Source organism: Vibrio sp. 10N.247.310.98 (assembly GCF_041467395.1).
GTDB lineage: Bacteria > Pseudomonadota > Gammaproteobacteria > Enterobacterales > Vibrionaceae > Vibrio > Vibrio crassostreae_C.
On record NZ_JBFSUL010000057.1, the window covers coordinates 1 to 13,395 of the forward strand.

At 46.0% G+C, this 13,395-nt stretch carries 11 protein-coding genes; 9 read left to right on the plus strand and 2 right to left on the minus strand.

Going from position 1 to position 13,395, the window contains the following annotated elements:
- Positions 1-439: 439 nt before the first annotated feature.
- The 9 genes from AB6E78_RS18400 to luxS all read left to right on the plus strand — a co-directional run bounded on the left by AB6E78_RS18400 (position 440) and on the right by luxS (position 10,978).
- Positions 440-697, plus strand: a complete 258-nt coding sequence (locus AB6E78_RS18400) for an oxaloacetate decarboxylase subunit gamma (protein WP_004741884.1) — start codon at positions 440-442, stop codon at positions 695-697.
- A 31-nt stretch (positions 698-728) separates the two neighbouring features.
- Positions 729-2,504, plus strand: coding sequence for a sodium-extruding oxaloacetate decarboxylase subunit alpha (gene oadA, locus AB6E78_RS18405; protein ID WP_372105036.1), 1,776 nt, complete (start codon positions 729-731; stop codon positions 2,502-2,504).
- A gap of 9 nt (positions 2,505-2,513) precedes the next feature.
- Positions 2,514-3,644 (plus strand): sodium ion-translocating decarboxylase subunit beta, encoded by a 1,131-nt coding sequence (locus tag AB6E78_RS18410; RefSeq protein ID WP_019825842.1) that lies wholly within the window; start codon positions 2,514-2,516, stop codon positions 3,642-3,644.
- Between the two features lie 172 nt (positions 3,645-3,816).
- Positions 3,817-4,770 carry an NADP-dependent oxidoreductase gene (locus tag AB6E78_RS18415; protein ID WP_048612341.1) on the plus strand — a complete coding sequence of 318 codons (954 nt, stop codon included), beginning with the start codon at positions 3,817-3,819 and terminating at the stop codon, positions 4,768-4,770.
- Positions 4,771-4,776: 6 nt separating this feature from the next.
- Complete coding sequence (locus tag AB6E78_RS18420; protein ID WP_017059555.1) at positions 4,777-5,238, plus strand: YqaA family protein; 462 nt, start codon at positions 4,777-4,779, stop codon at positions 5,236-5,238.
- A 9-nt stretch (positions 5,239-5,247) separates the two neighbouring features.
- Positions 5,248-8,106: a M16 family metallopeptidase gene (locus AB6E78_RS18425; RefSeq protein WP_372134051.1), complete on the plus strand. Its 2,859-nt coding sequence runs from the start codon at positions 5,248-5,250 to the stop codon at positions 8,104-8,106.
- Between the two features lie 99 nt (positions 8,107-8,205).
- A complete protein-coding gene (gene gshA, locus AB6E78_RS18430; protein WP_372134050.1) occupies positions 8,206-9,774 on the plus strand; it encodes a glutamate--cysteine ligase in 1,569 nt (522 codons plus the stop codon).
- Positions 9,775-9,784: 10 nt separating this feature from the next.
- Positions 9,785-10,435, plus strand: coding sequence for a hypothetical protein (locus AB6E78_RS18435; protein WP_017629422.1), 651 nt, complete (start codon positions 9,785-9,787; stop codon positions 10,433-10,435).
- Between the two features lie 24 nt (positions 10,436-10,459).
- The gene (luxS, locus tag AB6E78_RS18440) at positions 10,460-10,978 is read left to right on the plus strand and encodes an S-ribosylhomocysteine lyase (protein ID WP_017056597.1); all 519 of its coding nucleotides are present in this window, start codon (positions 10,460-10,462) and stop codon (positions 10,976-10,978) included.
- Positions 10,979-11,093: 115 nt separating this feature from the next.
- Here luxS and AB6E78_RS18445 read toward each other — a convergent pair whose 3' ends face one another.
- Positions 11,094-12,365 (minus strand): HlyC/CorC family transporter, encoded by a 1,272-nt coding sequence (locus AB6E78_RS18445; RefSeq protein ID WP_017063233.1) that lies wholly within the window; start codon positions 12,363-12,365, stop codon positions 11,094-11,096.
- Positions 12,366-12,492: 127 nt separating this feature from the next.
- Entirely contained in the window at positions 12,493-13,287 is a 795-nt protein-coding gene (locus AB6E78_RS18450; protein ID WP_019825854.1) for an inner membrane protein YpjD, read from the minus strand.
- Positions 13,288-13,395: the final 108 nt, after the last annotated feature.

Here is a 13,395-nt window from a genome sequence, read left to right on the forward strand (position 1 = left end):
AGCTGGATAGAGTACCTGGCTACGAACCAGGCGGTCGGAGGTTCGAATCCTCCAGAGCGCGCCACATTATTAGAAAAAGCCTCGTTTATACGAGGCTTTTTTTATGTCTGCTGCAAATTTGTTGCGACAATGTTAAATTTGTTAGTTGTTTAACTTGTTGTATTTAAAGTAGTTCTTGATTGCTTCTTTGTTATTCCACCTTTCTCATATCAATTCCCAGAAAAGCCCCGTTTAAGTCACAGTTTAAATATCTAAAAATGACGTATTTGACAGATTTATGTGATCTGATAGGCGAATAATTAACCTTATGTGTGCGTTATCCGTAACAGAACCTTAAACAAAATTGACAAACTTTTACCAATCGAGATAATCCATGGGTCGGGATCACTATTCGCTGAAATCCTGTACGTATGTCAGGATGACGAAGAAAGGAAGCAACATGACTAATATTGGAAGCCTGCTAGGAGATGCGGCGACTCTAATGATAACGGGGATGTCCGTTGTCTTTATTTTCCTAACTATTCTAGTTTACCTCGTTCGGTTGATGTCAAAACTGGTACCAGAAGAAGTACCAGAGCCGATCGCAGCACCTAAAAAAATTCAAAAATCACAATCAAACCCTTCAGCTGTTAGTCCACAGGTAGTGGCAGCAATTTCGGCCGCGGTTCATCAATACCGTGCGTCTACTGCTAAGTAGCATTTAAAGGATTAAAAAGGAGTTTATGAGCATGTCTAAACCACTAGCTATCACAGATGTGGTACTTCGTGACGCGCACCAGTCACTATTTGCTACTCGTATGCGTATCGAAGATATGCTGCCAATTGCGGCAGAACTGGATAAAGTCGGTTACTGGTCACTTGAGACTTGGGGCGGCGCGACGTTTGATTCGTGTATCCGTTTTCTTGGCGAGGATCCATGGGAGCGTTTGCGTGAGCTGAAAAAAGCGATGCCAAACACACCAATGCAGATGCTACTGCGTGGTCAAAACCTATTGGGCTACCGTCACTACGCGGATGATGTAGTAGAAAAATTTGTTGAACGTGCCCATAAAAACGGCATGGACGTATTCCGTATCTTTGATGCGATGAATGACGTGCGTAACTTTGAAAAAGCAGTGAAAGCAACGATCGACGTTGGTGGCCACGCTCAAGGTACGTTGTCTTACACAACCAGTCCGGTCCACAATTCAGATACTTGGGTTGATTTGGCCAAACGCCTAGAGGACCTAGGTTGTCACTCACTATGTATCAAAGATATGTCAGGTTTATTAAAGCCGTATGAAGCAGAAGAGCTGATTACACGTATCAAAGCATCGTGTGACGTTCCTCTAGCACTGCATAGCCACGCGACAACTGGTCTATCGACTGCAACAGCGGTTAAAGCCGTTGAAGCGGGTATCGACATTCTAGATACCGCTATTTCTTCAATGAGCTGTACTTACGGTCATACGCCAACCGAAACGGTTGTTGCGATGTTAGAAGGTACAGAGCGCGACACGAATCTTAAACTAGACCAAATCGAACCCATCGCGGCTTACTTCCGTGATGTACGTAAAAAGTACGCGAAATGGGAAGGTCAGCTAAAAGGTGTCGATTCTCGCATCTTAATCGCTCAAGTTCCTGGCGGAATGTTAACTAACATGGAAGGCCAGCTTAAAGAGCAAGGCGCCGCCGATCGCATGGATGAAGTTCTAGAAGAGATCCCACGCGTACGTAAAGAGCTTGGTTACATTCCTTTAGTAACACCAACTTCTCAGATTGTCGGTACTCAAGCGGTTATTAACGTCTTAACGGGCGAACGCTATAAGAGCATCACGAAAGAGACTGCTGGTCTACTGAAAGGTGAATACGGTCAAGCTCCTGCTGAAGTGGATACTGAACTGCAAGCGAAAGTTCTAGACGGTGCAGAGCCGATTACTTGTCGTCCTGCTGATTTACTTAAGTCTGAAATGGATACGTTAACGACGGATCTGTTAGAGAAAGCGAAATCAGAGGGTATCTCTCTAGCTGAAGATACGGTTGATGATGTACTGACTTACGCGCTCTTCCCACAAGTGGGTCTTAAGTTCCTTAAGAACCGTCGTAATCCTGAAGCATTTGAACCTGCACCAACGCTAGAAGTTGCGGCTCCAGTTGCTGCAGCTCCTGTACAAGCTTCTGGTGGTATTGAAAGCTACAGCGTGAAGGTTGATGGTCAAGTTTACGATGTTGAAGTTGGCCCACAAGGTGAACTGACATCGGTGGCGCCATCTGCAAAACCTGCTCAGGCTGCACCAGTAGCAGCGTCTGACGCTGAAGCGGTTCCAGCTCCATTGGCGGGTAACATCTTTAAAGTAAACGTTCAGGCGGGTACTGAGGTTTCTGAAGGCGACGTTCTACTAATCCTAGAAGCGATGAAGATGGAAACGGAAGTTCGTGCTGCTCGTGGTGGTATCGTTCAAGAATTGAATGTTAAAGAAGGCGATGCAGTTACTGTAGGCGCTCCACTACTAAGCTTAGCGTAAGGGAGTACCATGGAAGGATTGATGACCTTATGGTCTGAAACAGGGATTGCGAACTTTGAGTTCGGCCAGATCTGTATGATGCTGGTTGGTTGCTTACTGTTGTTTTTGGCAATTCGTAAAGGATTTGAACCGTTACTTCTACTGCCTATTGGTTTTGGTGCTGTATTAGCAAACATTCCAAATGCTGGGTTTACTGATCCAGGTGGTTTGCTCTACTACGTCTACTACATTGGTATTGAGACAGGTATTTTCCCACTGCTGATCTTTATGGGTGTTGGTGCGATGACGGACTTCGGTGCGTTGATTGCGAACCCTAAAACGTTGTGGCTAGGGGCTGCGGCTCAGTTTGGTATCTTCGCGACGCTATTTGGCGCGATCTTGCTGAACTACGTTCCAGGAATGGAGTTCTCGATGGCCGATGCTTCGTCAATTGCGATCATTGGTGGTGCCGATGGCCCAACTGCGATCTTCTTGGCGAGTAAGTTATCTCCGGATCTTTTAGGTGCCATTGCAGTAGCGGCTTATAGCTACATGGCTTTGGTTCCTATCATTCAGCCACCAATCATGAAAGCGTTAACGTCTCCTGAAGAGCGCAAAATTAAGATGGCTCAACTTCGTCACGTTAGCAAAGCCGAGAAGATTCTTTTCCCGCTTGCTGTACTACTGATGACGATTTTGTTCCTACCTTCAGCAACACCTCTAGTTGGTATGTTCTGTTTGGGTAACTTAATGCGTGAAGCGGGTGTGGTTGATCGCCTTTCAAAAACAGCTCAAAACGAACTGATTAACGTTGTAACTATTTTCCTAGGTCTAGGGGTTGGTTCTAAGCTTCAAGCGGATACGTTCTTGAACTTAGAAACACTGGGTATTCTAGGTTTAGGTGCGGTCGCGTTCAGTATCGGTACGGCGGGTGGTGTATTGATGGCTAAGGTGTTGAACCGATTCTCGAAAGAGGACATCAACCCACTGATTGGCGCAGCTGGCGTATCGGCGGTTCCAATGGCGGCACGTGTTGTGAACAAGGTTGGTCTTGAGGCAAACCCTCAGAACTTCTTATTGATGCATGCAATGGGTCCGAACGTAGCCGGTGTACTTGGTAGTGCGGTTGCGGCGGGTATTCTATTAGCTCTCGTGGGCTAGTGGATTTGCTGGGTCATGTATCGTTACGTTAATTGGTCGTCAATTTACGAATGAGCGGTTAACTTCGCCTTATTAAATGGTTTATAGTCAAAGGGATGCTTTCGCATCCCTTTCTTTTTATTAATTAGGGTGCTTGCTCACTAGGGCTTTTATCAATCAAGGAAATGTGGAAATGGAAAATAAACAGATTGCGATTACTCAATTCGGCGGCGTCGAAAACCTAAGTATTCAAACCAGTGCGATCCCTGAGCCTAAGGCTGGAGAAGTGGTGGTTAAAGTTTCCTTTTCAGGCATTAATCCGATTGATGTCAAAACCCGAGCGGGCCTTGGTTGGGCGGCAGCACAAAACAAAGATAACCTGCCTTGGGTACCTGGCTACGATATTTCAGGGCAAATTGTCACGCTAGGCGAACAGGCTGAACGCTTTACTGTTGGTGATAACGTGGCTGGCTTTATTGGTTTTCCACTGCAAGGTGGCGGTTACAGCCAATATGTGTGTGTTCCAGAAGCGGCACTAAGTATGGTTCCTGATTCTGTCACTTTAGAAGCGGCAGCTGCATTACCACTCGCGAGTCAAACCGCGGCACAAGCGCTCAACAAAGCCGAAGTGAAAGAAGGCGACCGCGTGCTTATTTTAGCGGGCGCGGGCGGCGTTGGTCACCTTGCGGTTCAAATTGCAGTGGCAGCAAAAGCTGAGGTTTACACAACCTGCAGCGAAGCCAATCTTGATTACCTTGCGACGCTAGGTGCTCACGCGATTAACTATAAGTTTGCGCCAGCATCAGAAAGAGTATCAGATGTCGATGTGCTGATTGATTTGGTCGGTGGCGATACCGCGCTTGATGCATTGAAGTGCCTAAAAGATGGCGCGCGAGTCGTGACTGTGCCGACTCTATCTGCAGAACTTATCTGTGAGAAAGCAACACTATTAGGTTTTACTGCATCAGGCATGCTGGTTGAACCAAACCCTGAGCAAATGGACACTATGCTTTACATGGTCAGTGTCGGATTGCTCAAAACAGAAATTCAAGGTATCTACCAGTTAGACGAGGCGCAGTCGGCGCACCTGCAGGTTGAAACCGGACACACCAGAGGCAAGGTGCTACTTAAAATGCAAGAAAGTTGATAGGCAGTGTTAGAATTTTTTAACTCCCTTTTTGAAAATATCGCGCTGTGGTTCTCGGACTCGGCGCTGTGGGTACTCTTCATCAGTGGCTTCTTGAGTGCCACGTTACTACCCGGTGGTTCAGAAGCTAGCCTTGTGGCTGCATTGAGCTTAGATCAGTTTTCAACCTCATCGATCATTCTGGTGGCGACATTAGGCAATACCTTAGGCGGCCTGACTAACTATTGGATTGGTTTGTGGTTGCCTAATCGAACTCAATCTGAAAAGCATGGTCATAAGGCTATGGCTTGGCTGAGTCGTTATGGCTACTGGACACTGTTATTTAGTTGGTTACCGATCATTGGTGACCCTTTGTGTCTAGCGGCGGGTTGGCTAAGAATGAAATTCATCCCTAGCGTTATTTTGATAGCGATTGGCAAAGCCGCTCGCTATAGCTTACTTGCTGCTATCTACTTCGGTTTTTTCTAAGGAGAACCTATGAAAAAGGTTTTACTTGGTACATTTTCTCTTATCGCCATTGCAGGCTGTTCTTACAATGTACCTAGCTCAACGCCCTTCTTTTCCTCGTTACCTGAAGGTGTCACTCTGTTAGAAGAGGTAAAGCCCTCTAAAGATAAAGTGGTGATTCCTTACACCAAGTATCAGTTTGAAAACGGCCTGACAGTTATTCTTTCCCCTGATGATTCCGATCCGTTGGTGCATGTTGATGTGACTTATCACGTCGGTTCAGCACGTGAAGAGATAGGCAAGTCGGGCTTTGCTCACTTCTTTGAGCACATGATGTTCCAGGGTTCTGAGAACGTTGGGGACCAACAGCACTTTAAGATCATTACCGAAGCGGGTGGTTCGTTAAACGGCACGACCAATCGTGACCGCACCAACTACTTTGAAACTGTTCCTTCTAACCAACTTGAAAAAATGCTGTGGTTAGAATCAGACCGAATGGGCTTCTTGTTGGATGCAGTTTCTCAGAAGAAATTTGAGGTGCAAAGAGGCACGGTCAAGAACGAGCGAGCGCAGAGCTACGAAAATCGTCCTTACGGCTTAATGTGGGAACGCATGGGCGAAGCGCTATACCCAGAAGGTCACCCTTACTCTTGGCAACCAATCGGCTATGTTGAAGATCTTGACCGTGTTGACGTGAATGATCTTAAAGCGTTCTTCCTGCGTTGGTACGGCCCAAACAATGCCGTGTTAACGATTGGTGGTGATATCGACGTTGATGATACGCTAGAATGGGTTAACAAGTACTTTGGTCCAATTCCTCAAGGCCCTGAAGTGAAGGCGGCAGAGAAGCAACCTGCTGTTCTAAAAGAAGATAAGTACATCACCTTAGAAGACAATATTCGTCAGCCGATGGTGCTTGTGGGTTGGCCAACAACGTATCGCGGCGAAGAGACGCAAGCTTCACTGAATGCATTGTCTAACGTGTTAGGTTCAGGTACCAACAGTTATCTATATCAAAACCTAGTAAAAACGCAGAAGGCAGTCAGCGCTGGATCTTTCCATGATTGTGCTGAGCTTGCTTGTACCATGTACGTGTATGCAATGGGCAACTCAGGTGAAAAAGGCGATTTGACGGTTCTTAATAAAGAGCTGATGGATACCCTAGAGCAATTCTCGAAAGAGGGCGTTGAGCAAGCGCGTTTAGACCAGATCACCGGCATGGCAGAAGCGAATGCCGTTTTCGCATTGCAAAGTGTTAAAGGTAAGGTGTCGCAACTCGCGTCGAACCAAACCTTCTATGGTCAGCCTGATCGCATTGAATCACAACTCGATCAAATCCGAGCGGTGACGCCTGAGAGCGTGAGCAAGGCATACCAAGATTTCATCGAAGGTAAGCACAAGGTTACCTTGAGTGTGGTTCCTAAGAAAAAGCTCGATTTGGCGGTTCGTGAAGCGACTTTTACCACGCCACCACGTACGTTGCCTGAATACAGCAAGATGACGGAAGACCAACTGAACTTCAGAAAGGCACCGAATACCTTTGATCGCAGCGTAATGCCAGAAGTGAACTTTGGTGTTGAGGCGACCATGCCAGAGTTGTACCGCATGCACTTTGCAAATGGCACGGACTTGATTGGTACTGTGACCAGCGAAACACCGACAGTACAGTTACAGATTCAACTTCCAGCTGGCGAGCGTTATGTTCGCAAAGGACAAGAAGGCCTAGCGAACCTAACGGCTTCGATGATGGAAGAAGGCTCAATCAAACGGACCGTTGAAGAGTTACAAGCGACCTTAGATAAACTTGGTAGCAGTGTGAGCATTAGTGCGGGCAGCTACACCACAGATATTTCAGTCTCGGCGCTAGAGAAAAACTTGCCTCAAACCTTAGCGATTGTGCAAGAGGTTCTATTCGAGCCTAAGTTCGATGAGCAAGATTTTGAGCGCGTTAAGAAACAGATGCTAGAAGGCGTTGTGTATCAGCATCAGCAGCCAAGTTGGATGGCTTCTCAAGCAACCCGTGAAGTGCTGTTTGGTGACACTGTTTTTGCTCGTGCAAGTGATGGTACTAAGGAATCTCTATCGAAATTGACCTTAGACGATGTGAAAAAATTCTATGCGCAACATTACACACCAGAAGGTGCCAATATTGTTGTTGTGGGAGACATCTCGAAGAAAGAGGTAGGGAAACAGCTACAATTCTTTGAAGAGTGGCAAGGCGATGCGGCACCATTAACGCGTCCACAGATCGTCAAAGAGCTTTCTGGTCAGCACCTGTACTTAGTCGATAAACCGGGTGCGCCGCAAAGCATTGTTCGCTTGGTTCGTAAAGGCCTGCCGTTTGATGCAACGGGTGAATTGTATTTGAGCCAGCTAGCTAACTTTAATTTAGCGGGCAACTTCAATAGTCGTATCAACCAGAACCTACGTGAAGACAAAGCTTACACTTACGGTGCAAGCGGTTACTTCGCAAGTACTCGAGAAACTGGTGCAGTGGTATTTAGCGCGCAGGTAAGGGCGAATGCGACGGTTCCATCGATTCAAGAATTTATTAATGAGCTGAATGAGTTTAGCCAGAGTGGATTAACTGACGAAGAGGTGAAATTTATGCGCCTTGCCGTCGGTCAACAAGATGCGCTCAAATACGAAACGCCAAGTCAAAAGGCTGGGTTGTTGAGTAATATTGTTGCATTGAGCCTTGATGAAGATTACCTACAACAGCGTAATCAGATAGTTGAAACGGTTTCAAAAGAGAGCTTAAACGAGCTATCTAAGAAATGGTTTGACCCGAATGATTATCAAATAATCGTTGTTGGTGACGCGACTTCGCTTCGCCCGCAATTAGAAAAGTTAGATATTCCAATAGAAGAGCTTGAAATCATTCGTTAGAGTACACATTAAAGGGGGAGGGAAGAGACTCTACTTTTCTCCTCCAACCTAATTTATGATAGTTCTAATCAGAACAATATAAGATAAGTGAACTGAATTTTGACTGATTTTGCTGCGCGACTAAAGCAAGTTGCAACCAACCCTAAGACCTTCTCTCAATTTGGTCGTGGTGTTGAAAGGGAAACATTACGCTACACGGAAGATGGGCACCTTGCTACTGAGCCGCACCCTGAGGCTTTGGGATCTGCGTTGATGAACGAATGGGTAACGACCGATTTCTCTGAGTCGCTACTGGAATTTATCACGCCTGTTTCTAACGACGTTCCGACGCTTTTGAATCAGTTATCTGATATCCATCACTTCACGCAAACCAAGTTAGACGGCGAAAAACTATGGCCGCTTTCTATGCCTTGTTATGTTGGTAGTGAAGATTACATTCAGCTAGCGCAATACGGCACCTCGAATAACGGTAAGATGAAGACCCTATATCGTGAAGGCCTAAAACGTCGTTACGGTAGCCTGATGCAGATTATCTCTGGTGTTCACTTCAACTTCTCTTTCCCAGAAAGCTTTTGGGATAGCCTGTTTGGAGAGCAAACTGAAGAAGCGCGTTGTGAATCTAAGTCAGATGCTTACTTTGGTTTGATTCGTAACTACTACCGCTTTGGTTGGTTAATCCCATACTTCTTCGGTGCTTCACCTGCGCTATGTTCTTCTTTCATCAAAGGAAGAGAAACAAACCTACCTTTTGAAAAGGTTGGTGAGACATTGTATCTGCCAAAAGCAACGGCGCTGCGCCTGAGTGATCTTGGTTACACGAACAGTGCGCAAAGTGTATTGAAGATTGGCTTCAACAGCCTGGGTCAGTACCTTGAAGGTTTGAATCAAGCGATTCGTACGCCATCAGAAGAATTCGCCGAAATTGGCACTAAGGTTGATGGTGAATACCGTCAGCTAAATAGCAACGTACTGCAAATTGAGAATGAGCTTTACGCTCCAATCCGTCCTAAGCGTGTCGCGAAAAGTGGTGAGAAGCCATCTGAAGCGTTGGCTCGCGGAGGTGTTGAGTACATCGAGGTGCGTTCTCTCGATGTAAACCCATTCAGCTCAATCGGTATCACCGAACAGCAAGTTCGCTTCTTGGATCTATTCCTAACGTGGAGTGTACTAACAGACTCTGCTGAGATGGATAACTGCGAACTTGAGTGCTGGCGCGACAACTGGAACAAGGTGATCTTAGAAGGTCGTCAAGCTGGTCTAGAGCTGCAAATCGGTTGTCATGGTGAGCGATTGTCTCTGCAAGATTGGGCGAAGCGTGTCTTCAAAGATCTGCGCTCTATTGCCGAGATGATGGACGCTGAACAAGGTGGTCGTGCATACCAAGAAACATGCGATACGCTTGAGGCTTGGATTGATAACCCTGAGCTAACTATTTCTGGCCAGTTGCTAGAAGAGACCAAAAAATTGGGCGGCTTAGGTAAAGTGGGTTGCGCGTTAGGTAAAACGTACGCTCAGCAACACAAAGCGCACCAATACAAAGTATATTCAGCTGAGTTGATGGAAGCAGAAGTTCAACGTTCTGTGATTGCTCAGCAACAAAGTGAAGAAGCAAGCACTCAAGATTTTGATAGCTTCTTAGCGGATTATTTTTCGTATTTAAAAGCATAGCGAGACTTTGGTGGAAAGGAAGCAAGCCTTATTAGGTCAGCCTACTCGAGTGAGTAGTAAATGGTTACCTGTAGTGACTGTTGGTGTTGTCTCTAGCCTGTTGGTTGGATGTGCAACGCCACCGCCAAAGCAGCAAGATAATTTGTGTAGCATCTTTCGAGAGCACCCTTCATGGTATGAAGATGCCTTGGATATGCAAGAAGAATGGGGAACGCCGATTAACGTTGCGATGGCTTTTGTGAAACAAGAGAGTAGCTATCGTCATGATGCGCGCCCACCTAAAGATTACATTCTTGGCTTTATACCGTGGGGGCGTGTAAGCAGTGCCTACGGTTATGCACAAGCTCAAGATCCTGCTTGGGAAGACTTCCAAAAGGCGACCAATAACGGTGGTTCAAGAACCAACTTTGATGATGCATTGATGTTCATCGGTTGGTATACCAGCGAGACGCGTCGTCAATTGGGCATCTCACTATGGGACCCATATAACCAATACCTGGCTTATCATGAAGGCCGTGGTGGTTATAAGCGTAAGTCATACAACAGCAAGCCATCGCTAATTAAGGTGGCGCGCAAAGTCGAACAGCAAGCAAAAGATTATGGATGGCAGCTGAAACAGTGCCGCAAAGAACTAGAAGACAATCGAAGCTGGTTTTTCTAAAGCCAGCCGTCATGGAGAAGAGCAATGCCTTTATTAGATAGTTTCACTGTTGATCACACACGCATGAACGCACCTGCCGTTCGTGTTGCTAAAACAATGCAAACCCCAAAAGGGGATACCATCACTGTGTTTGACCTGCGTTTTACTGCGCCAAACAAAGACATCCTATCTGAGAAAGGTATCCATACTCTAGAGCACCTATATGCTGGTTTCATGCGTAATCAATTGAACGGTTCAGATGTAGAGATCATCGATATCTCACCGATGGGCTGTCGCACTGGTTTCTACATGAGCCTGATTGGTACGCCTACAGAACAACAAGTGGCTGACGGTTGGTTGGCAGCGATGCAAGACGTACTGAAAGTTGAGAACCAGAATAAGATCCCTGAGCTGAACGAATACCAATGTGGTACCGCGGCAATGCACTCTTTGGATGAAGCGAAAGAGATCGCGAATGCGATCATCGCTGCAGGCATCTCTGTAAACAAGAATGATGAACTGGCACTGCCAGAGTCTATGCTGCAAGAGCTTAAGATCGACTAGTCATTGATAGCTACCCTAGATAGGGCGAGTTAGATACTAAAAGGCCCGGTTCAATGAACCGGGCCTTTTTCGTCAACGTATTTTAGGGCGAGACAGAGATTCAGTGATAACTCAGTTAGCCGTTCACGATCTGTGGGAACACGCGAACCAGTTTGATGCGGTTCTCTTCAAGCTCAACAATTTCCATTGGGTGGCTGGCAACCTGAACACTCAGGTGACTCTCAGGAATATCTTCAAGATGTTCCAGTATCAAACCATTCAGCGTTCTTGGGCCATCGGTAGGCAGTGCCCACTGTAAGCCTTTGTTGATATCTCGGATATTGGCACTGCCTTCAATCAAGAAGCTGCCATCGCTTTGCGGAGTAATCTCTTCAGATAAGCTTGGGGTGATTGAGGTGGTAAACTCACCTACGATCTCTTCTAGAATATCTTCTAATGTAACCAAACCATTGATGTCGCCATACTCATCAACAATCAAACCGATGCGCTGCTTATTGCGTTGAAACTTAAGCAGTTGAATATTGAGTGGTGTCGCTTCAGGAATAAAGTAGATCTCATCCGCGGCACGCAACAGGGTTTCTTTATTGAATTCGTTCTTTTCAAGCATCAGACGGTAAGCTTCACGCAGCCTAAGCATGCCGACCACTTCATCTATTTGGTCACGGTACAGCACTACGCGACCATGAGGCGAGTGGGTAAGTTGACGAACGATCGATTTCCAGTCGTCATTGATGTCGATACCAGTAATCTCATTACGCGGCACCATGATGTCGTTCACGGTGACGTGCTCTAAATCCAGAATAGACACCAACATATCTTGGTGACGTTGAGGGATTAAGCTACCGGCTTCATTTACCACGGTTCTAAGCTCTTCGGAGCTCAAGTGGTCGGTTGCATCATGGCTGGCTTTAACGCCTAAGATACGAATGAAGCCGTTGGTAATGAAGTTCACTAAGATCACCAATGGTGATAGCACCTTCATCAGTATCATCAAAAGGATACTACTCGCGTAAGAGACACGTTCAGGAAATAGAGAAGCGATGGTCTTTGGGGTTACCTCGGCGAATACTAGGATCACGAGAGTCAGGGTACCAGTAGCGATAGCCACACCGATATCCCCGTAGATGCGCATACCAAGAATAGTAGCGATCGCAGATGCAAGAATGTTGACGAGATTGTTGCCGATGAGGATGAGGCCAATCAATCTGTCTGGGCGGTTCAGAAGTTTTTCTACACGTTTGGCACCTTTATGACCCGTATTGGCCAAGTGCTTTAAACGGTAGCGGTTCAGGGACATCATGCCCGTTTCGGAACCAGAGAAATAACCAGAAATTACAATGAGACACGCGAGTAGCGCAAATAAGATACCCGTTGATATGTCGTCCAAAACTATTCTTTTCCTATTTGTGTATCTTGATTAATTTATGACCGAACATGGTCGAGATGTCAATTGAATGTATTGCACTCAATATTTTAAAGGCAAGGTATGTGAGACCTTGCCTTTATTTTACAGACTAGTTCAGGATGATTTCCTGGACGAAGCGGCTACCGAAGTAGGCTAATGTGAGCATGCTGGCGCCGGCCAGTGCGAACCAAGTGACTTTCTGTCCACGCCAACCTTTCTGATAGTGACCCCACAGAAGGATGGAGTAGATAACCCAAGCGATAAAAGACAACACAGCCTTGTGTGCCTTTCCTTGAGCAAACATATCTTGCACGAAGATGAGACCCGTTAACAAGGTACCTGTTAATAAGCCATTACCAATCAAAATGATCTTGAAAAGCTGTCTTTCCACCATCATTAAAGGAGGTAGGTTAGGGTTTATCACTAAGGCTTTTTTCTTTTTAAGTTTGTGATCTAGCCACGCAAGTTGCAGGGCGTATAGCGCACCGATAGTTAACGTTGCGTATGAGAATAGAGCCAAAGAGATGTGCACGAGCAGTTTTGGGTCATTCTCTAGATGTTTGATGAAGGTGCTTGGAAGAAAAGTGGCAGCCATCAAGTTCAGCGCAGCGAAGCTATAGACGACGGGTAAGATAAACCACAGACGGGTTTTGAGCATTGCACCGCTCATTACCACAGATATGATTAAACTGATTAATGAAGCAACGTTCAAGATACTGAGGTTTTGGCCACTGGCATTAAAAATCAAATCGCCAAGCAACCAAGCATGGAAAGCTAGAGCAAGTAATGCGCTGATAAACACCGTTTTTACACGGATTCCTGTTTGGTGCACGAGACCTGGAATGATCGTGGAAATCGCCATTGTATAAAGAAAGGCTGCTGCGATCGCAATAAGACTGTCCATGGTATCCATTTTAATGATTACTAATTGGCGAATTATACCTCGCATCGCTCTTTGGGGCTATGGCGAACCTCATTCAATTCCAAGTGAATAATGTCTCACATCACAAGC

What these genes read in the sequence shown, in the direction of transcription:
- AB6E78_RS18400 (WP_004741884.1), top strand. Translation starts at nt 440, where the DNA reads ATGACTAATATTGGAAGCCTGCTAGGAGATGCGGCGACTCTAATGATA.
- oadA (WP_372105036.1), top strand. Translation starts at nt 729, where the DNA reads ATGTCTAAACCACTAGCTATCACAGATGTGGTACTTCGTGACGCGCAC.
- AB6E78_RS18410 (WP_019825842.1), top strand. Translation starts at nt 2,514, where the DNA reads ATGGAAGGATTGATGACCTTATGGTCTGAAACAGGGATTGCGAACTTT.
- AB6E78_RS18415 (WP_048612341.1), top strand. Translation starts at nt 3,817, where the DNA reads ATGGAAAATAAACAGATTGCGATTACTCAATTCGGCGGCGTCGAAAAC.
- AB6E78_RS18425 (WP_372134051.1), top strand. Translation starts at nt 5,248, where the DNA reads ATGAAAAAGGTTTTACTTGGTACATTTTCTCTTATCGCCATTGCAGGC.
- luxS (WP_017056597.1), top strand. Translation starts at nt 10,460, where the DNA reads ATGCCTTTATTAGATAGTTTCACTGTTGATCACACACGCATGAACGCA.
- AB6E78_RS18450 (WP_019825854.1), bottom strand. Translation starts at nt 13,287, where the DNA reads ATGGACAGTCTTATTGCGATCGCAGCAGCCTTTCTTTATACAATGGCG.